The 21278-nt window shown below is 30.9% G+C and carries 15 protein-coding genes; 5 read left to right on the plus strand and 10 right to left on the minus strand.

Going from position 1 to position 21278, the window contains the following annotated elements; translation table 11 throughout:
* Window positions 1-17: 17 nt before the first annotated feature.
* Both BX611_RS07300 and BX611_RS07305 read left to right on the plus strand, forming a co-directional pair.
* Entirely contained in the window at window positions 18-1082 is a 1065-nt protein-coding gene (locus BX611_RS07300) for a putative type IX sorting system protein PorV2 (RefSeq protein ID WP_115879687.1), read from the plus strand.
* Window positions 1083-1084: 2 nt separating this feature from the next.
* Window positions 1085-2272 (plus strand): lipoprotein N-acyltransferase Lnb domain-containing protein, encoded by a 1188-nt coding sequence (locus BX611_RS07305; RefSeq protein WP_115879689.1) that lies wholly within the window; start codon window positions 1085-1087, stop codon window positions 2270-2272.
* Window positions 2273-2277: 5 nt separating this feature from the next.
* On the opposite strand, the gene recG is transcribed toward BX611_RS07305, so the two are convergent.
* A complete protein-coding gene (gene recG, locus BX611_RS07310) occupies window positions 2278-4383 on the minus strand; it encodes an ATP-dependent DNA helicase RecG (RefSeq protein ID WP_115879691.1) in 2106 nt (701 codons plus the stop codon).
* Window positions 4384-4477: 94 nt separating this feature from the next.
* Between recG and BX611_RS07315 the strand changes: the two genes are divergently transcribed.
* Both BX611_RS07315 and BX611_RS07320 read left to right on the plus strand, forming a co-directional pair.
* Entirely contained in the window at window positions 4478-5686 is a 1209-nt protein-coding gene (locus BX611_RS07315; protein WP_115879693.1) for an RsmB/NOP family class I SAM-dependent RNA methyltransferase, read from the plus strand.
* 90 nt (window positions 5687-5776) lie between these two features.
* A complete protein-coding gene (locus BX611_RS07320) occupies window positions 5777-8599 on the plus strand; it encodes an endonuclease (RefSeq protein WP_115879695.1) in 2823 nt (940 codons plus the stop codon).
* 195 nt (window positions 8600-8794) lie between these two features.
* On the opposite strand, the gene BX611_RS07325 is transcribed toward BX611_RS07320, so the two are convergent.
* From BX611_RS07325 to hisG, 9 genes are all read right to left on the minus strand, one after another.
* Window positions 8795-9466 (minus strand): DUF2461 domain-containing protein, encoded by a 672-nt coding sequence (locus BX611_RS07325; protein ID WP_115879697.1) that lies wholly within the window; start codon window positions 9464-9466, stop codon window positions 8795-8797.
* Window positions 9467-9551: 85 nt separating this feature from the next.
* Entirely contained in the window at window positions 9552-10151 is a 600-nt protein-coding gene (gene hisIE, locus BX611_RS07330) for a bifunctional phosphoribosyl-AMP cyclohydrolase/phosphoribosyl-ATP diphosphatase HisIE (RefSeq protein WP_317047892.1), read from the minus strand.
* A 144-nt stretch (window positions 10152-10295) separates the two neighbouring features.
* The gene (gene hisF / locus BX611_RS07335; RefSeq protein ID WP_115879701.1) at window positions 10296-11051 is read right to left on the minus strand and encodes an imidazole glycerol phosphate synthase subunit HisF; all 756 of its coding nucleotides are present in this window, start codon (window positions 11049-11051) and stop codon (window positions 10296-10298) included.
* An 88-nt stretch (window positions 11052-11139) separates the two neighbouring features.
* A complete protein-coding gene (gene hisA / locus BX611_RS07340) occupies window positions 11140-11865 on the minus strand; it encodes a 1-(5-phosphoribosyl)-5-[(5-phosphoribosylamino)methylideneamino]imidazole-4-carboxamide isomerase (protein ID WP_115879703.1) in 726 nt (241 codons plus the stop codon).
* A 121-nt stretch (window positions 11866-11986) separates the two neighbouring features.
* Window positions 11987-12625, minus strand: a complete 639-nt coding sequence (hisH, locus tag BX611_RS07345; protein ID WP_115879705.1) for an imidazole glycerol phosphate synthase subunit HisH — start codon at window positions 12623-12625, stop codon at window positions 11987-11989.
* A gap of 34 nt (window positions 12626-12659) precedes the next feature.
* The gene (gene hisB, locus BX611_RS07350) at window positions 12660-13796 is read right to left on the minus strand and encodes a bifunctional histidinol-phosphatase/imidazoleglycerol-phosphate dehydratase HisB (protein ID WP_115879707.1); all 1137 of its coding nucleotides are present in this window, start codon (window positions 13794-13796) and stop codon (window positions 12660-12662) included.
* Between the two features lies 1 nt (window position 13797).
* Window positions 13798-14844, minus strand: coding sequence for a histidinol-phosphate transaminase (hisC, locus tag BX611_RS07355; RefSeq protein WP_115880477.1), 1047 nt, complete (start codon window positions 14842-14844; stop codon window positions 13798-13800).
* Between the two features lie 106 nt (window positions 14845-14950).
* Window positions 14951-16234, minus strand: coding sequence for a histidinol dehydrogenase (gene hisD / locus BX611_RS07360; RefSeq protein WP_115880479.1), 1284 nt, complete (start codon window positions 16232-16234; stop codon window positions 14951-14953).
* 1 nt (window position 16235) lies between these two features.
* Window positions 16236-17093 carry an ATP phosphoribosyltransferase gene (gene hisG / locus BX611_RS07365; protein ID WP_115879709.1) on the minus strand — a complete coding sequence of 286 codons (858 nt, stop codon included), beginning with the start codon at window positions 17091-17093 and terminating at the stop codon, window positions 16236-16238.
* Between the two features lie 385 nt (window positions 17094-17478).
* Between hisG and purL the strand changes: the two genes are divergently transcribed.
* Window positions 17479-21216, plus strand: a complete 3738-nt coding sequence (gene purL / locus BX611_RS07370; protein WP_115879711.1) for a phosphoribosylformylglycinamidine synthase — start codon at window positions 17479-17481, stop codon at window positions 21214-21216.
* Window positions 21217-21278 lie beyond the last annotated feature (62 nt).

Genomic DNA, 21278 nt, shown 5'->3' on the forward strand with positions numbered 1-21278 from the left:
TTTTAAAATATTTTGACTTGAAAAAATTTATCCTCATTTTTTTGTTTTCAGCACAAGTAATTTCGGCACAATCTGTTAGAAAATACTCGAATGAATTCTTAAATATTGGTGTAGATGCTGCTGCTTTTGGAATGAGCAAAGCTGTAGTTGCAACAAGTAGTGATGTTAATTCAAATTACTGGAACCCCGCAGGTTTGGTAAATATTAATGATTATCAAGGTGCAATTATGCACGCAAATTACTTTGAGGGAATTGCAAAATATGATTATGTTGCATTTGCAATGCCTGTTGATGACAAAAGTGCTGTTGGAATTTCAATAATAAGATTTGGTGTTGATGATATTTTAAATACCACTCAATTAATTGATAATGAAGGGAATATAGATTATAATAACATTAGTTTGTTTTCAGCAGTTGACTATGCTTTAAATTTATCGTATGCAAGAAAATTGTCTGTTGAAGGATTAAACCTAGGTTTAAACACTAAAATTGTTAGAAGAATTATTGGTGATTTTGCAACATCCTGGGGTTTTGGTTTAGATGCAGCAGTTCAATTTGAAAAAAATGATTGGAAATATGGATTGATGCTTAGAGATATAACCACTACATTTAATTCTTGGAGTATTGATGAAACCGAATTTGAAAAGATTCAGAACTCAATTCCAGATCAAAATCAGGAATTACCAGAAACTAATGAAATAACCTTACCAAAAGCACAATTGGGTATTGCCAGAAAATTCAATATATCAAAACAATTTAATTTACTTTCAGAAATAGATTTAAACATGCGTTTTACCAAAACAAATGATATAATTTCATCAGATTTTGTGAGTATTGATCCTGCCTTAGGATTTCAATTAGATTATACAGATATCGTATATTTAAGAGCTGGAGTTGGTAATTTTCAAAAAGAATTACAATTTGACAATACGGAAGAAACTTCCTTTCAACCAAATTTTGGGGTTGGTTTTAAATATAAAGGAATTCAAGTAGATTATGCCCTAACAAATATAGGAAGCGTTGGTAGTGCGTTATATTCAAATGTTTTTTCAATAAAAGTAGATTTTGAAAATCTTAAATAATTATGAAGTTAAAGCATTATTTTTTTCTTGTTCTTTTCTTGTTTTCAATTAATTTTTATTCACAAATTAATCTTTCACAAAAAGCTTCTATTAGTGTTGTTACTTGTGGTCCTGGAAGTGAACTTTATACAGCATTTGGACATAGTGCATTTAGAGTTTATGATCCTGTAAATAAGGTTGATAAAATTTATAATTACGGTACTTTTAATTTTAATGCACCCAATTTCTATTTAAATTTTGCAAAAGGAAAACTAACCTACCAATTATCAACTACCAGATTTGGGTATTTTTTACAAGTATACAGGTATGAAAACAGGTGGGTTAAAACTCAGGAACTAGATTTAAATCATGAAGAAGTACAGGCAACCTTTAATTTTTTAGAAAATAATGCCAAACCCGAGAACAGAGATTATCAATACGATTTCTTTTATGATAATTGTTCAACTAAAATTGAAGATGTTATTAAAATTATTTTACAAGATAAAGTTACGTTTAACAATAATCATATTACCAGTAATAAATCGCATAGAGATTTAATTGCAGATTATACTAAAAATCAGAAATGGGGAAAATTTGGAATTGATTTAGCCTTAGGTTCTGTAATTGATAAAGAAGCATCAAAAGATGATTATAAGTTTTTACCTGATTATATTTTTTACGCTTTTGAAAATGCTACAATTAAAAACGATAGTGAAACAAAGCCCCTAGTAAAAAATACAATTACAATTTTAAAAGCTCAAAAATTAAATACATTCAAGCCTCTAACATATTTAACTACACCTTTTTTTACAATTCTATTTATAAGTTTAATTATTGCTTTTTTAACTTATAAAAATTTCAAAACAAAAAAAAGATCTAAATGGTTAGATTTTATAGTGTTTTTTATAACAGGAATTATAGGCGTAGCAGTTTTATTGCTTTGGTTTACAACTGACCATACTGCTACTTATAAAAATTTAAACTTTTTGTGGGCTTTTGCACCAAATTTAATTGTTGCATTTTATTTATTAAAAGCTCAACTACCAAAATGGACATTGTACTATTTCCTTTTTTTAATTATCCTAATATTTTTTATGATTGTGGTTTGGATATTAAAAATTCAGGTATTTAATAGTGCACTTTTAACCCTTTTAATTGTTTTAGTTGTACGCTATTTATTTTTAATAAAAACCTCAAAAACACTGGCTTAAAAACATCAACTGATATTAGCCCAAATAGTACTGTTTTTACTTATTTGTTGATACGTGTTTCTTATAGCTAAATTTTCAACTTCTTTTAAAGACGGATCTTTAGTTAATGTTTCAATAGCAACATTTCTGGCAGTTTTCAATAATTGGGCATCTTTTACAATATCTGCAATACGAAGGTTTAAAACCCCACTTTGTTGGGTTCCCATTAAATTACCGGGACCTCTTAGTTTTAAATCCACTTCTGCAATTTTAAATCCATCACTGGTTTCAACCATCGTATTTAAACGAATTTTTGCATCGGCTGATAATTTAAAACTCGTCATTAAAATACAATAACTTTGTTCAGCACCACGTCCTACTCTACCTCTTAATTGATGCAGTTGAGATAATCCGAAGCGCTCGGCACTTTCAATTACCATAACACTTGCATTTGGTATATTTACACCAACCTCAATTACTGTTGTTGCCACCATAATTTGTGTTTCACCTTTTATAAAACGTTGCATTTCATATTCTTTATCAGCAGGTTTCATTTTACCATGTACAATACTTACTTGGTATTTAGGCATTGGAAACTCTCTTGTAACACTTTCATAACCATCCATTAAATCTTTATAGTCCATTGCTTCAGATTCGTTTATTAACGGATAAACAATATAAACTTGTCTGCCTTTTTCAATTTCTTCTTTTAAAAATTTAAATACTGAAAGTCTATTTGCATCATATCTGTGGGCAGTTTTCACTTCCTTACGCCCGGGCGGCAATTCATCAATTACAGAAATATCTAAATCACCATAAACGCTCATTGCCAAAGTTCTTGGAATAGGTGTAGCTGTCATAACTAAAATATGTGGAGGTAAAGTATTTTTTTGCCACATTTTAGAACGTTGTGCTACACCAAATCTATGTTGCTCATCTATAATGGCAATCCCTAAATTTTTAAACTTTACTTTATCTTCAATTAATGCATGAGTACCTATTAAAATATCTAATTCGCCTGATTGTAATTGTTCATGAATTATTTTGCGTTCTTTTGTTTTTGTAGAACCTGTAAGTAACTTTACAGTTACATCCATCTCATGTAAAAGTTCAATTACCGAGTTATAATGCTGGGTTGCTAAAATTTCTGTAGGTGCCATAAATGCAGCCTGAAACCCATTATCCAACGCAATTAAAATAGTTAATAATGCAACTATTGTTTTACCAGAGCCAACATCTCCTTGCAACAACCTATTCATTTGCGCATTTGAACCTAAATCTTTTCGTATTTCTTTTAAAACTCTTTTTTGTGCTTTTGTTAAATCAAAAGGTAAATTATTTTTATAGAAATTATTAAAATTTATTCCAACTGATTCAAAATTAAAACCTTTAATTTTTGCTTTTCTTACTAACTTTTTACGAATTAGTTGTAACTGAATAAAAAAAAGTTCTTCAAATTTTAATCTTTTTTGTGCCTTTGTAAGTAATTCCTGATTTCTTGGAAAATGAATATTTAATAAAGCTTCTCCTTTTGAAATTAAGTTTAATTCTTCAATAATTGAAATAGAAAGTGTTTCTTTAAAATTTCCATTCAATTCTTCAAACAAACTCTGTATCATTTTTGAAACAACCCTGTTTGAAATTCCCTTATTTATTAATTTTTCAGTTGAAGGATACACAGGTTGCATTGCTGATCGTAGATTTTTTTTATAGTCTGCTACTAATTCCATTTCAGGATGTGGCATTGAAAACAGTCCATTAAAATAGGTTGTTTTCCCAAAAATAACATATGGAATATTTACTTTTAATGAATCTTTTATCCATTTTGCACCTCTAAACCAAACTAGTTCCATAAAACCAGTTTCATCTCTAAAAGTAGCTACAAGCCTACTTCCCTTTTTCTGTTGAACAGTTTTAATATTGGTAATTTTACCAACTATCTGAATTTCTGAAGAATTTTGTTGTAACTGATTAATTTTAAAAAACTGAGTTCTGTCAATATACCGATTCGGAAAAAAATTCAATAAATCGCTAAAAGTATAAATTCCAAGCTCCGATTTTAACAAATCAGCTCTACTTGGACCTACTCCTTTTAAGTATGATATTGAGGTATTTAAACTATTTATTGACATTCTTTTTTGATAAAACTACGAAGATAATAATTCAAGAGCAATTAACAATTTGTTATTATCTAATTCCGTATATTTGCAGACTTATTTTTTTAACATGAGATTACATAGAAATTTAGTATTTACAGTAATAGATTCAATAAAACTTATTTTTAATGAAGGAGAATATGCTGATAAAGTTGTTCAAAAAGCCTTAAAAAGAGATTCGCGTTGGGGTGCAAGAGACAGAAAGTTTGTTGCTGAAACTATTTATGAAATGGTTAGATGGAAACGTTTATATAATGAAATTGCTGGAACAAAAGATCATTATTCAACTGAAAATGTTTGGAAAAATTTTGCTGTTTTTGCTATTTTAAAAGGTTATAAATTACCTGATTGGAATCAATTACAAGGAGTTCCTGAAAGAAGAATTAAAGGTAAATTTGACGAACTTCAAAAAATACGTGTTTTTAAAGAATCTATACCAGATTGGTTAGATGAATTAGGTATTAAGGAATTAGGTGAAAAACACTGGAGCAAAGAAATAGATGCTTTAAATATGCAAGCTGAAGTTATTTTACGCACAAATACACTTAGAACCAATAAAGCTTCACTTAGAAAAAAATTAGCCGATGAAGGCATTGAAACGGTTTTTATTGATGGTTATACCGATGCTCTAAAATTAGTTGAACGTACCAATGTATTTAAAACAAAATGTTTTTCTGATGGCTTGTTTGAAGTGCAAGATGCATCTTCACAATTAGTTGCTGAGTTTTTAGATGTTAAACCAGGTATGCGCGTAATTGATACCTGTGCAGGAGCTGGTGGTAAAACATTACACCTTTCAGCATTAATGGAAAACAAAGGTCAGATTATTGCAACAGATATTTATGAAAGTAAATTAAAAAAGTTAAAAATTAGAACACGTAGAGCTGGAGCACATAATATAACTACAAAAGTGCTGGATTCATCAAAAGTAATAAAGAAAATGAAAAATTCTGCCGATAGAGTCCTTATTGATGCACCTTGCAGTGGTATTGGAGTATTAAAAAGAAATCCAGATAGTAAATGGAAGCTACAACCTAAATTTGTTGAAAATATAATTAAAACACAAGCTGAAATTTTAGAGAGTTATTCTCAATTAGTTAAAGTTGGTGGAAAAATGGTATATGCTACTTGTTCCATTTTACCTTCTGAAAATGAAAAACAAGTTAAATTATTCATTAAAAATAACCCAAACTTTGAAATTATTAAGGATCGTAAAGTATCACCTTATAAATCTGGTTTTGATGGTTTTTATATGGCTCAACTAATAAAAAACCATTAAAATTTAACCTAATAATTTATTAAAAAATATTTTTTATGTTTGCAATAAATTAATTAAGTTTTATTTTGATAATTACCCCCATTTTTTTATATGAAAAAATTATTACTCCTATTTTACCTCATTTCAATTACAGTTTACAGTCAAATTCCAGCAGGTTATTACGATACTGCTACTGGTACTGGATACACACTAAAAACACAACTTTATAATATTATCCTTGGGCATACAGACAATGGCTATACACCGGGATTATGGGATACTTACCAAACATCTGATAGAGACATTTACTACGAAAATGACAATACTATCTTAGATATGTATTCTGAAAATCCTACAGCAGTTGACCCATATAATTTTACCTACTCAACGGATCAATGTGGTACATATGCTAATGAAGGAGATTGTTATAACAGGGAACATATAATTCCGCAATCTGTTTTTAATCAACTTTCACCTATGCGTAATGATGCTCATTTTATAACACCAACTGATGGAAAAGTAAATGGTTACAGATCTAACTACCCTCATGGAATGGTTGGTACTGCAACATACACTTCACAAAATGGTTCTAAATTGGGTTCAGGATTAAATTCAGGATACTCGGCAGGATATACAGGGACAGTTTTTGAACCTATTGATGAATTTAAAGGTGATATTGCGCGGATGTATTTTTATTTTGCGACTCGCTATGAAAATGTAATAACAAGTTGGGGAGTTTCCTATGACATGTTTGATGGAACAAGTGATAAAGTATTTGCAGAACCTTTTTTAACAATACTTATGACATGGCATACAAATGATCCTGTTAGTACGCGTGAAATAGACAGAAACAATGCCATTTATGCACGTCAAAATAATAGAAACCCTTTTATTGATCACCCAGAATATGTTTCCCAAATTTGGAGTACAACACCAGATACACAAGCACCAACTGCACCAACAAATTTAATAGCGTCAAATATTACAAATACCACTGCAGATTTAAACTGGACAGCTTCTACAGATGATGTTGGTGTTACTTCTTATGAAATTTTTAAAGATGGTGTTTTTTTAACATCTTCAGCTACAAATTCATATAATATTACAGGATTAACTCAAAATACATCTTATAACTTTACAGTGTATGCTAAAGATGCTTTTGGAAATACTTCAACCGTAAGTAATACAGAAACTTTTACCACAACAAATATTATTGATGTTGATGCGCCAACTGTTCCTACAGCTCTAATTGTTAGTAATGAAACTAGTTCAACTATAGATTTATCTTGGACTGCTTCAACAGATAATGTTGGTGTAACAGGTTATGATATTTATGTTGACGGAATTTACAATGCAACTACAGCTTCTGTAACATATACAATTACCGGGCTCACACCAACAACTACTTATAGTTTTACAGTTTTAGCTAAAGATGGTGCAACTAATGAATCTGCTCAAAGTTCAGCTGTTAATGGTACTACAACTGCAATACCTAGTTTCTGTACTTCTGAAACTTTTACAAATATTGGAGCTAGTAGTTCTTCATATACAACGGTAAATTGGACTGGTGATGACGGAGGTTCTTGGTCATCAACAGATACTAGAACCGACCAAACTCTAACTGGATCAGCGATTACAATTAGAAATGGTATTTTAACAGCTTCAACAACAGCTAATGGAATTGGAGATTTAACTGTTACAACCCAACTTGTTTTTACTGGTTCTTCTGGTACTTTTAACTTAAAAGTTAATGGATCAATTGTTGGCTCAATCCCATATAGTTCTTCAATACAAACTACTACAATAACAGGGATAAACATTTCTGGCAATGTTGCTATTGTTTTTGATGGAAATAGTACTACAAGTAACAGGGTTATTTTTGATGATTTATCCTGGACATGTTATGCATCTCCTGATACGGAAGCTCCTACAGCAATTGTAGATTTAACTAGTAGTAATATAACTAGTAGTTCAGTAGATTTATATTGGAGTGCTGCAACAGATAACGTTGGTGTAACTTCTTATGAAGTATATAAAGATGGTGTATTTTTAGCATCTTCACCTACAAATTCTTATGCAGTTTCTGGTTTAAGTGGAAGTACTTCTTATGATTTTACTATATACGCAAAAGATGCTGCTGGCAATACTTCATTAGTTAGTAATACCGAAACTTTTACAACTTTGGGAGGCTCTTCTGTTGCTTCTGAACTTTTTATTTCAGAATATGTGGAAGGGAGTGGTACAAATAAAGCTATTGAGATTGCTAATTTTACTGGAGGCTCTGTTAATTTAGCAATATACTCTTTAGCAAGACAAAGTGCTGGTGCTGGTGCTTGGAGAACTGTTTTAAATTTATCTGGTACTATAGTAAATAATGATGTTTTTGTTGTTGCAAATTCAAGTGACGGAACAATTGTTGCTGCTGCAGATTACTTAGGAACTGATGATGCTTTACTATTTAACGGTGATGACCCTGTAGGATTATTTAAAAATGGTATTTTGATTGATGTAGTAGGCACATATAATGGAGCTACTGGAAATTTTGCAAAAGATGTAACACTAAGAAGAAAACCAGCTATTTCTTCACCTAATACAACTTATACTTTAAGTGAATGGGATTCTTATCCTATTGATACTTATAGCGGTTTAGGAAGTCATACTCTTAGTTCCTTATCAGTTCAGGAATTTGTTGAAAATTTATTTAATGTTTATCCAAATCCAACCAATACAAAAAGCGTTACTATTTCAGTTAATAATAATGAAACAATTAGTGCTGTGCAATTGTATAATTTAATTGGACAATTAATTATTGATATTAAAAACCCAAATGGTTTTCAAAGTAAAATTGAAGTAACAGATATTCCTTCAGGATTTTATATTGTAAAAGTGTTTAATGAAAAAACATATTCAACAAAGAGGTTAATTGTTGAATAAATAGCAAGAAGGTTGTTTAAAAGTATTTATTCTGTCATTCTGTATTTATTTACTCACCCATTTTTTATTTGACAATATGGAATTCGTGAATCTTCAATTTCAGAATATAATTACTTGATAACCAATCACTATGAGAACCAGAAACAAGTTCAGGTTGACGAAAATTGTAGCTTTTATACTACCTCATTTTTCTATCTATATTATAGATTCTCCATTTAAATCCGTAGTAAGAATCTCACTCATATAATCAAAATAAGGTCTCATTGCTTTATAACTATTGTCAATCTCCTGTAAAAAATTAGGTTTTAAAACCTCTTCATCTGTAAACTGACGCGTTATAATAAACTGTTTCATTTTAATTAAATCCATATCAGGATGCTCTTTATCAAAACCTCTAGGTGCAGTTTTTAATGATTCACCTTCTAATTTTCCAAAATAATTTTTAAAAGTTTTATCATTTATAATTTCTCTAATTTCTGAAGTATCCATTTCAAATTCTTTACGAATTCTCAACAAGTCTTCTTTATTAGGTTCCCAAAATCCACCTGCTAAAAAACTTTCTCCTGGTCGTATTCTCAAATAGTAACCTCCTCTTAATCTTTTGGTAGCTCTTGAAAATGAACCTGCAAAATGAGGTTTGTATGGTGTTTTATCTTTTGAAAAACGAACATCACGATAAATTCGAAATAATTTAAATTTATCAATAACGTCATGTGTTTTTAATTTTTCTTCTAAAGCATTGTAAAAATCTTTTGCCCTTTTTTGTTCAATTTGAAACTCAGGTTTATGTTCATTAAACCAATCACGGTTATTGTTCTTTTTTAGTTTCGTCAAAAATTCTAAAGTAGATTTTGATATTGATGTCATTCTTATTTTTTTAGAATTTGAAAATACAAAAAAAATGCCATTACAAAGAAAGCTGTAATGACATTCACTATAATTTCCTTTTATTTTAATGTCTTCCCTCTAAAACTTTTACTATATCTTTTAAAGTATAGCCTTTTGCTTGTAATAAAATTAAATAATGAAACAATAAATCTGCACCCTCATTTAAAAACAATGCTTCATTGTCATCTTTAGCTTCAATAACAATTTCAACAGCTTCTTCACCAACCTTTTGAGCAATTTTATTAATTCCTTTTTTAAATAATGAGGCTACATAACTCTTCTCGGCATCTGCATTAACACGCCTACTTTTTATAACATTTTCAAGTTCAGATAAAAACCCGAAAGTTTGCTCATTAGATTCATCCCAACAAGTGTCAGTTCCTTTGTGGCAAGTTGGTCCTTCAGGATTTACCTTTATTAACAAGGTATCATTATCGCAATCGTTTTTAATTGAAACTAAATTCAAAAAATTTCCGCTTTCTTCCCCTTTTGTCCAAAGTCTGCTTTTTGTTCTACTAAAAAAAGTTACTTTTCCAGTTTCAATAGTTTTTTCATAAGCTTCTTTATTCATGTAACCTAGCATTAAAACTTGTCTGGTTATAAAATCTTGAATTATTGCGGGTACTAAACCATCACTATTTTTATTAAAATCTATATTCATAATTATATTATTTTTTAGCGTTTAATTGTAACTGTCATTGCGAAGCAAATTTTTCATTTGCTGTGGCAATCTATTTATTAGAAACAGATTACTTCTTCGTTGCTCTCATCGTAATGACGACAAATTTACAATGCGTCGATTCCTAAATTACAATCGAACTGGTAGGTTATTTCTTTTTAATTCGTTTTTTAAATCTATAATTTCAATTTCTTTAAAGTGAAATACACTTGCTGCCAAAGCTGCATCTGCTTTTCCTTCTATAAAAGTATCCGTAAAATGCTGCATATTCCCTGCTCCACCAGAAGCAATAATTGGAATATTTACCAACTCGCTTAAATATGCCAACGCTTGATTAGCAAAGCCATTTTTTGTTCCATCGTGATCCATTGATGTAAATAATATTTCTCCAGCTCCACGTTGCTCAACTTCTTTTGCCCATTCAAATAGCTTAATATCTGTAGGAACTTTTCCCCCAACCAAATGCACCATCCATTCTCCATCAATTTGTTTTGCATCAATAGCAACTACCACACACTGACTCCCAAATTTTGCAGCCAAATCATTTATCAATTGTGGATTTTTAACTGCGGATGAATTTATTGAAACTTTATCTGCTCCAGAATTTAATAATATTTCCACATCTTCAACTGAAGATATTCCTCCTCCAACTGTAAAAGGAATATTAACCTTTTCTGCAACATGGATTACCAATTCTACCAAGGTTTTGCGTTTTTGCTCAGTAGCAGTAATATCTAAAAAAACCAATTCATCAGCTCCTTCATTTGCATAAATTTCTGCCAATTCAACAGGATCACCAGCATCTCGTAAATCTACAAAATTCACGCCTTTAACGGTTCTTCCATTTTTTATATCCAAACAAGGAATTATTCTTTTTGTTAACATTTTCTTCTATTTCGTCATTGCGAATGAAATGAAGCAATCTCTATCTAAAAAACAGATTACCACGTCGCTTCACTCCTCGTAATGACAATTAATTATTTAAAATAAAATTCTCTAATTGCTTCATACTAATTTTATGCTCGTAAATTGCTTTACCAACAATGGTTCCTTCACAACCCATTTCAGCCAATTTTGGCAATTCATCATAGGTTGAAATTCCTCCTGAAGCTATTAACTTAATAGTAGTAGTTTCATTCAATATTTTTTGATATAAATCAAATGAAGGTCCTTGCAACATTCCATCTTTTGAAATATCTGTGCAAATTACATAACTAACTCCTTCTTTTAAATAATTTTGAATAAAAGGAATTAACTCTTTATCACTTTCTTCTAACCAACCACTTACAGCTACTTTTTCATCCATTGCATCTGCGCCTAAAATAATTTTATCTGCACCAAATTTTTGTAACCAGCTTTTAAACGTATCAGGATTTTTAACGGCAATGCTTCCACCAGTTATTTGATTTGCACCACATTCAAAAGCTATTTTTAAATCTTCATCCGACTTTAAACCTCCACCAAAATCAATGGATAAACTTGTGTTTGCAGCAATTGTTTCTAATACTCTATAATTTACAATATGACTAGCTTTTGCACCATCTAAATCAACTAAATGCAAATGTTTTATGCCGTGAGCTTCAAACATTTTTGCGACTTCTAATGGATTTTCATTATATATTTTTTTAGTTGCATAATCACCTTTTGATAAACGTACACATTTTCCACTAATAATATCAATTGCTGGTATAATTCTCATTTTATTAATTTTATTGTCTTTTGAATTATTTTAAATCGTCATGCTGAACTTGTTTCAGCATCTCATCAAATTGAGTCTAATCATTATGTGACCCTAAAATAAATTCAGAGTAACGAAACGATTATAATTCTAAAAAATTCTTTAATATTTGCGCTCCTGCTTTGCTGCTTTTTTCTGGATGAAATTGAACTCCATAAAAGTTCTTTTCTTGTAAGGCTGAGGCATATTTAATTCCATAGGTTGTTGTTGCAATAGCTTCCTCATTAATTGGAACATAAAAACTATGCACTAAATACATATATTCTTTTTCGTTAATTCCTTTAAATAAATCTGATTTTAAATTCTCAATTTGATTCCATCCAATTTGAGGAACTTTTTCTCTATCGTCAAACTTTACAACATCAACATCAAAAATATTTAACCCTTTAGTATCACCTTCTTCGCAATATTTACACATTAACTGCATTCCTAAGCAAATACCTAAAACCGGTTGTTTTAACGTTGGAATTACTTTATCCAATCCTGTAGATTTCAACATTTCCATAGCGCTACTTGCCTCACCAACACCTGGAAAAATTACTTTATCCGCATTTCTTATCTCTTCTTCATCGTGCGATAAAACTGCTTCAAAACCCAAACGTTGAATTGCAAATTTTATAGATTGAATATTTCCTGCTCCGTAATTTATAATTACTACGCCCCCTTTTAATCCCCCTAAAGGGGAAACTTCTTTACTTTTATTAAATTTAATTTCTTCCATATTTTCAATTCCCCCCCTTTGGGGATTAGGGGGCTTATAGCATTCCTTTTGTACTTGGTAAAATCATTTTTTCAGCATCTCTTTTTACAGCTGCTTTTATAGCTTTTGCAAAAGCCTTAAAAATTCCTTCAATTTTGTGATGTTCGTTTGTTCCTTCAGCTTTTATATTTAAATTACAACGTGCACCATCTGTAAAGGACTTAAACAAATGAAAAAACATTTCTGTTGGCATTTCACCAATCTTTTCACGCTTAAAATCTGCATCCCAAACCAACCAGTTTCTTCCTCCAAAATCGATAGCTACTTGCGCCAAACAATCGTCCATTGGTAAACAAAATCCGTAACGTTCAATCCCTAATTTATTTCCTAAAGCTTTGGCAAAAACTTCACCTAAAGCTATCATAGTATCTTCAATTGTGTGATGCTCATCAACTTCCAAATCTCCATTCACTTGTATTATTAAATCCATATTTCCGTGACGCGCAATTTGATCTAACATATGATCAAAAAATGCAATTCCTGTTGAAATGTTGCTTTTTCCTGTTCCGTCTAAATTTAATTTGATATAAATTTTTGTTTCGTTGGTGTTACGAGTTAATTCAGCAGTACGATTTTCAAGTTTTAAAAACTCGTAAATTTTTTGCCAATCGTTACTTTCTAAAGCAATAAACGCATCCAACTCATCTCTTTTAACAGTAATTTCTCCTGTTCCAAGATTTGTATTATCATTAATAAAAATTCCTTTAGCACCTAAATTTTTAGCTAACTGAATGTCTGTCAATCGATCTCCAATAACAAAAGAATTTTCCATATCAAATTCATCAGAAAAATATTCAGTTAACAAACCTGTATTTGGTTTTCTGGTTGGAGCATTATCTTTGGTAAATGTTTTATCTATAAAAATCTTATCAAATTTAACCCCTTCATTTTCAAAACATTGAACAACAAAATTTTGAACTGGCCAAAAATCTTCCTCAGGTAAACTAGCAGTTCCTAACCCATCCTGATTGGTAACCATTACCAATTCAAAATCCAATTCCGTTGCAATTTTACCTAAATAAGTAAATGCTTTTGGATAAAATACTATTTTTTCAAATGCATCAACTTGCTCGTCTGCTGGTTCTTTTATCATTGTACCATCACGATCAATAAATAATACTTTCTTTTTCATTTTAAATATCTTTTAATGCTTTAATCAACTTAATATTTTCAATTTTAGTACCAACAGTTAAACGCAGTGTATTTTCGCACAATGCTTGTGTTGTTCTGTTTCTAATAACTATTCCTTTTTCAAGTAAATTGTTATATCTATCAATTGCATTATCAACTTTTACCAATACAAAATTTGAATCTGTTGGGTAAATTTCTTCAACAAACGAAATTGTTTTTAATTTCTCAATCAACTTTTCTCGTTGTTCTAAAATTTTAGAAATTTCATGTTGAACTTTATTTTTACTTAACAACCTTTTTAATGCTTTTTGCTGGGTTAATTCATTTACATTATAAGGTGGTTTTAGTTTATTTAAAATAGTAATAATTTCTTCGGAAGCATAACATATTCCCAATCTAATACCAGCCATTCCATAAGCTTTTGACAAGGTTTGGGTAATTATTAAATTTGGAAATTCTTTCAATCTTTCCAACCAACTTTTTTGTGAAGAAAAATCTATATACGCTTCATCAATTACCACCAAACCGTTGAAAGAATTTAATAATGTTTCCACACTTTCCTGTGAAAATGAATTGCCTGTTGGATTGTTTGGTGAACACAAAAACAAAATTTTTGAATTAGCATCTGCTTTTTCTAAAATTGAATCAATATTTGGTTCAAAATTTTTGTTTAATAAAACTTCTCTCTCCTCTACATTATTAATAGTAGCCAGCACTTTATACATTCCGTATGTTGGCGGAAGTGTAATTACATTATCTATTTTTGGTTCACAAAAAGCTCTAAAAATTAAATCTAATACTTCATCACTTCCATTTCCAAGTAAAATATTAGTTGCTGGAATTTCTTTTAGTTTTGACAGCTCCTTTTTTACTGTAGTTTGTTGAGGATCCGGATATCTATTAACGCCATTCTCAAAAGGGTTTTCATTGGCATCTAAAAATACCATATCTTTAGTAAACTCTTTAAATTCATCTCTTGCAGAAGAATATGGCTTTAAAGATTTTATGTTTTCCCTAACTAAATTTTCTATATTAAAATTATTTTTCATTTTATAACCCTGAACTTGTTTTCGGAGTCTCATTTATTAATATTTTACATTCCCTGTTTCCTAAACTACACTTCGACAAGCTCAGTGTAACAATACGTAATGACAACTACTTTAAACTATTTAAGCGTAAAGTAACCGCCTTTTTATGAGCATCCAATCCTTCTGCTGCCGCTAAAACCTCAATTGACTTGCCAATATTTTGAATCCCTTTTTCAGAGATTTTTTGAAAAGAAATCGCTTTTAAAAACGAATCTAAATTCACACCTGAATACGCTTTTGTATATCCATTTGTTGGCAAAGTATGATTGGTTCCAGATGCATAATCTCCTGCACTTTCCGGGGTGTAATTTCCAATAAATACAGAACCTGCATTTTCAATACCGGAAACGTAAAAATCGTTATTATTTGTACAAACTATAAAATGCTCTGGGCCATATTCATTAATTAACTCCAATGCTATTTCTTTAGTTTCAACAAAAATAAGTTTTGAATTATCTATAGCTTTTTTCGCAATATTTTTTCTTGACAAACCTTCAATTTGAATGTAAATTTCATTTTCAACCTCTTGCAATTTCTCTTTTGAAGTTGAAACTAAAATTACCTGACTATCAGTACCATGTTCAGCCTGACTTAATAAATCGGAAGCTACAAAACTGGCATTTGCACTAGCATCTGCAACAACTAACAATTCACTTGGTCCAGCAGGCATATCAATAGCCACACCAAATTTTGTAGCTAATTGCTTAGCAACTGTAACATATTGATTTCCAGGTCCGAAAATTTTATAAACCTGTGGAATTGTTTCTGTACCAAAAGTTAATCCTGCAATTGCCTGAATACCACCAGCTTTCACAATTTTGGTAACACCACATTGCTGTGCTGCATAAATAATAGCCGGATTAATTTTTCCTTTTTTATTTGGAGGTGTAGAAAGCACAATTTCTTTACAACCTGCAATTTTTGCTGGAATTGCCAACATTAAAACAGATGAAAACAACGGTGCTGTTCCTCCAGGAATATACAATCCAACTTTTTGAATTGGTCTTTTTTCTTGCCAACATTCAACACCTTCTGAAGTTTCTATTGAAACTTTAGTTGTTTTTTGAGCTGCATGAAAATTTTCAACATTTCTTTTTGCAACAGCAATAGCTTCTTTCAGTTCATTTGAAATTAGTTTTTCTGCTTCAATTATTTCTTCTTCCGAAACAAAAAAATCATCTAATTCAACACCATCAAAAATTGAAGTATAGCGTTTAATTCCATCATTTCCATTTCGCTTTACATCATCAAAAATCGCGGTTACAGTTTCTTCAATAGATTCAATGGTTAATGTTGGTCTTTGCAACAACTCCAACCATTCATTTTTTGGAGGATTTATACTTGTTTTCATTTTATAATACCATTTTTTCAATAGGAACTACTAATAATCCTTCTGCCCCATTTGCTTTTAATTCGTCGATAACTTCCCAAAAAGAATTTTTTTCTACAACCGTGTGAATTGAACTCCAGCCTGGTTCTGCCAATGGCAAAACTGTTGGACTTCTCATTCCCGGCAACAATTTAATAATGCTTTCAACTTTATTATTTGGTGCATTCATTAATACGTATTTTGATTTTCTTCCTTTTAAAACTGCTTGAATTCTGAACTGTAACTTATCTAATATTTTTTGATTTTCAGAAGAAATATTTGGAGAAACTGCCAACACAGCTTCACTGGTTAACATTTTTTCAACCTCTTTTAAATTGTTTTTAAACAACGTGCTACCGCTTGAAACAATATCGCAAATGGCATCTGCCAATCCAATATTTGGCGCAATTTCAACGGAACCATTAATAAGGTGAATATCTGGAGTTACATTAAACTTTTTAAAGTAATTTATAACCGTATTTGGGTAGGAAGTTGCAATGCGCATTCCATCCAAATCTTTAATACTCGTATATTTAACTTCTTTTGGAACAGCAAGAGATACTCTACATTTAGAAAAACCTAAACGTTCCACAATGCTAATATCTTCCCCTTTTTCAATTAAAACATTTTCACCAATAATAGCAATATCAACAACACCATCTCTTAAATACTGGGGAATATCTCCATTTCTAAGATATAAAACTTCTAATGGAAAGTTGCTTGCTGAGGCTTTTAATTGGTCTTTTCCATTGTCTATAGAAATTCCACAATCTTTTAATAGTTGAAGAGAATCTTCGTTTAATCTTCCTGATTTTTGAACTGCAATCTTAATTTTATTCATTTTTTAATTTAATGTGTTTGACAAATTAAAATGAGTTAAATAAAAAACCCGCTTGAATTCATCAAACGGGTTTAAAATATATTTTAACTTTATTCAATACATTTTCAGCTCGCTTGATTGCAAGTATGTAAATGATGATGATGTAATTGAATAAAATTCATTTTTTCTTTTGTTTACTTCAGCAAATATATAAAATTGTTTAAAACACAAAGTTATTAAATCAAAAAAATTCACAAACACGTATTAATTGTTAAATAATTAACAACAATATAAAATTGTTTAAAACTCTTTTAATAAAAGGTTAAATTATAAAAAAAGCAGCTATCAAAATTCTATTTATTTAGTTAAATTTGCGCTTTCTAACATTTCACTAAAAAATCAATATATGATTCTTTTCTTTGGGAACCAAAACAGTAAAGTATTTGCTGTGCAAACGTCAAAAGAACTTTCGCAAGAAACCATTCAAAAACTAAACTGGCTTTTTGGAAATCAACCTAAACTAGCTAAAAAAACAATCGATGCTTTTTTTATTGGTCCTCGTGCTGCAATGATTACTCCTTGGAGTACAAATGCTGTTGAAATAACTCAGAATATGGGGATTGAAGGGATAGTAAGGATTGAAGAATTTTCTGCTTCAAACGAAAAAGAAGACTTTGACCCAATGATTTTTCAAAAATATGAAAATTTACATCAGGATATTTTTGATATTCATATTCAACCAGAAGCTATTTTAAATATTGATAATATAGCGGATTATAACCAGCAAGAAGGACTTTCTTTAAGTGATGAAGAAGTTGATTACTTAAATAATTTAAGTACTAAAATCGGAAGAAAATTAACCGATTCTGAAGTGTTTGGATTTTCACAAGTAAATTCAGAACACTGTCGCCATAAAATATTTAACGGAACTTTTATAATTGATGGAGAAGAAATGCCTTCATCATTATTTAAATTAATTAAAGAAACCTCTAAACAACATCCAAACGATATTGTTTCTGCTTATAAAGATAATGTTGCCTTTGTAAAAGGTCCAACTGTTGAACAGTTTGCACCAAAATCTGCCGACAAACCTGATTTTTATGAGAAAAAAGATTTTAAATCCGTTATTTCACTAAAAGCAGAAACACACAATTTTCCTACAACTGTTGAACCATTTAATGGTGCAGCAACAGGTTCAGGTGGTGAAATTAGAGACCGTTTAGCTGGCGGAAAAGGTTCGTTACCATTAGCAGGAACTGCTGTTTATATGACTGCTTATTCTCGTTTATTAGAAAACCGTCCCTGGGAAAAAGGAATGGAAGAGCGTAAATGGTTGTACCAAACTCCAATGGATATTTTAATAAAAGCATCTAACGGAGCATCAGATTTTGGAAACAAATTTGGACAGCCTTTAATTACTGGTTCTGTTTTAACTTTTGAACACGAAGAACACTTCGACAAGTTCAGTGAGACAAAAGGAAGAAAATTAGGTTTTGATAAAGTTATTATGCAAGCTGGTGGAATTGGATATGGAAAGGAAGACCAAGCTTTAAAAGATACCCCGAAAGAACACGATAAAATTGTGATTTTAGGTGGTGATAATTATAGAATCGGTATGGGAGGAGCTGCTGTTTCCTCTGCTGATACGGGTGCATTTGAAAGCGGTATTGAATTAAATGCTGTGCAACGTTCAAACCCGGAAATGCAAAAAAGAGCTGCCAATGCCATTCGTGGTATGGTAGAAAGTGATGTGAATTCAATTGTTTCAATTCACGATCACGGTGCAGGTGGACATTTAAACTGTTTGTCTGAATTAGTGGAAGAAACTGGTGGATTGATTGATTTGGATAAATTACCTGTTGGTGACCCTACCCTTTCAGCAAAAGAAATTATTGGAAACGAATCTCAGGAACGTATGGGATTGGTTATTGGTGAAAAAGATGCTGATTACTTACATAGAATTGCAGATCGTGAACGTGCTCCTTATTATGAAGTTGGGGAAGTAACCAGCAATAATCGCTTTACTTTTAAATCTAAATCTACCGGTGAAAAACCAATGGATTTAGAATTAGATGATATGTTTGGAAGTTCTCCAAAAACAATTATGACAGACACAACTGTTATAAAAAATTATCCAGAATTAGAATACTCGGTTAAAAATATTTCAACCTATTTAGAAGAAGTACTTCAATTAGAAGCTGTTGCCTGTAAAGATTGGTTAACTAATAAAGTTGACCGTTGTGTTGGTGGTAAAGTTGCAAAACAACAATGTGCTGGCCCCCTACAATTGCCATTAAACAATTGTGGTGTTATGGCTTTGGACTACAATGGTAAAGAAGGAATTACAACCTCTATTGGACATTCACCGATAGCAGCATTGATTGATCCTGCCATAGGTAGTAGAACTGCAATTGCAGAGTCATTATCGAACATTGTTTGGGCGCCAATAAAAAATGGTTTAGATGGGTTGTCTTTATCTGCAAACTGGATGTGGCCTTGTAAAAATGAAGGTGAAGATGCACGTTTATACAAAGCTGTTAAAAGTTGTTCTGATTTCGCTATTGAATTGGGAATCAACATTCCAACTGGGAAAGATTCGCTTTCAATGAAACAAAAATATCCAAATGAGGAAGTAATTGCACCTGGAACGGTTATTATTTCAGCAGCTGGAAATTGCACAGATATTAAAAAAGTTGTAGAACCTGTTTTACAAAAGGATGGTGGTTCTATATACTATATAAATCTTTCACAGGATGATTTTAAATTAGGTGGTTCTTCTTTTGCACAAACTTTAAACAAAATTGGAAACGAAGCTCCAACCATTAAAAATGCTAACTTTTTCAAAAAAGCATTCAATACTATACAAGAATTAATTTTAGAAGAAAACATTCTAGCAGGTCACGATATTGGTAGTGGTGGTTTAATTACTACCCTATTAGAAATGTGTTTTGCTGATGTTAATTTAGGCGCTAAAATTGATTTCTCAGTTTTTGAAGAAAAAGACATTATAAAATATTTATTTGCTGAAAATATTGGTATCGTTTTTCAAGCTAAAGAAGATGCTCTTGTAGAAGCTAAATTAACCGAAAATAATGTTTCTTTTTATAAATTAGGAAATGTAACTACTGAAGAAACATTAGATTTTGGACCTTGTAAATTAGACATTCCTAAATACAGAGATATTTGGTTTAAGACTTCTTATTTGCTAGATAATAAACAAACAGCAAATGGCTTGGCTAAAGATCGTTTTGACAATTACAAAAATCAACCATTAAAATATACTTTTCCAAAACATTTTACTGGAAAACTAAAAGACGTCCTTGCGAACGAAGTGAAGCAATCTCTAACAAATGAAAAGATTGCCACGTCGCCAACTCCTCGCAATGACAACAAGCGACCAAAAGCGGCAATTATTCGTGAAAAAGGAAGTAATAGTGAACGTGAAATGGCAAACGCTATGTACTTAGCCGGTTTTGATGTAAAAGATGTTCATATGACCGATTTAATTAGTGGTCGTGAAACCTTAGAAGATATCCAGTTTGTTGGTGCAGTAGGTGGATTTAGTAATTCGGATGTTTTAGGTTCTGCAAAAGGTTGGGCTGGTGCATTTTTATACAATGAAAAAGCCAATACGGCTTTACAAAATTTCTTTAAAAGAGAAGATACACTTTCAGTTGGAATATGTAATGGTTGTCAGTTATTTATGGAATTAGAAGAAATCAACCCTGAACATAAAGTTCACGGTAAACTAATACATAATGATTCTCACAAACATGAAAGTAATTTTACTTCGGTAACTATTCAAGAAAACAATTCTGTAATGCTTTCTAGCTTAGCTGGAAGCACTTTAGGTGTTTGGATTTCACATGGTGAAGGAAAATTTAACTTACCAATGGAAGAAAGTGCTTATAATATTGTTGCCAAATATAGTTATGAGGGTTATCCTGCAAATCCAAATGGCTCCGATTATAATACCGCAATGATGAGTAGCAAAGATGGTCGCCATTTAGTTATGATGCCACATATTGAACGTTCTATTTTCCAATGGAACTGGGCAAATTATCCTGAAGGTAGAAAAGATGAAGTTTCACCATGGGCTGAAGCTTTTGTAAATGCAAGAAAATGGATTGAGAATAATAACTAATAGTATTATAAAATAAAAAGAGGCTTTCTAAAAAGTAAATCTTCGTCAACCTGAACTTGTTT

This window comes from Lutibacter oceani (assembly GCF_003384935.1).
Classification (GTDB): domain Bacteria; phylum Bacteroidota; class Bacteroidia; order Flavobacteriales; family Flavobacteriaceae; genus Lutibacter; species Lutibacter oceani.

Coding starts and splice junctions, on each gene's coding strand:
- BX611_RS07305 (WP_115879689.1), top strand. CDS start 1,085: ATGAAGTTAAAGCATTATTTTTTTCTTGTTCTTTTCTTGTTTTCAATT.
- recG (WP_115879691.1), bottom strand. CDS start 4,383: ATGTCAATAAATAGTTTAAATACCTCAATATCATACTTAAAAGGAGTA.
- BX611_RS07315 (WP_115879693.1), top strand. CDS start 4,478: ATGAGATTACATAGAAATTTAGTATTTACAGTAATAGATTCAATAAAA.
- BX611_RS07320 (WP_115879695.1), top strand. CDS start 5,777: ATGAAAAAATTATTACTCCTATTTTACCTCATTTCAATTACAGTTTAC.
- BX611_RS07325 (WP_115879697.1), bottom strand. CDS start 9,466: ATGACATCAATATCAAAATCTACTTTAGAATTTTTGACGAAACTAAAA.
- hisF (WP_115879701.1), bottom strand. CDS start 11,051: ATGTTAACAAAAAGAATAATTCCTTGTTTGGATATAAAAAATGGAAGA.
- hisA (WP_115879703.1), bottom strand. CDS start 11,865: ATGAGAATTATACCAGCAATTGATATTATTAGTGGAAAATGTGTACGT.
- hisH (WP_115879705.1), bottom strand. CDS start 12,625: ATGGAAGAAATTAAATTTAATAAAAGTAAAGAAGTTTCCCCTTTAGGG.
- hisB (WP_115879707.1), bottom strand. CDS start 13,796: ATGAAAAAGAAAGTATTATTTATTGATCGTGATGGTACAATGATAAAA.
- hisC (WP_115880477.1), bottom strand. CDS start 14,844: ATGAAAAATAATTTTAATATAGAAAATTTAGTTAGGGAAAACATAAAA.
- hisD (WP_115880479.1), bottom strand. CDS start 16,234: ATGAAAACAAGTATAAATCCTCCAAAAAATGAATGGTTGGAGTTGTTG.
- hisG (WP_115879709.1), bottom strand. CDS start 17,093: ATGAATAAAATTAAGATTGCAGTTCAAAAATCAGGAAGATTAAACGAA.
- purL (WP_115879711.1), top strand. CDS start 17,479: ATGATTCTTTTCTTTGGGAACCAAAACAGTAAAGTATTTGCTGTGCAA.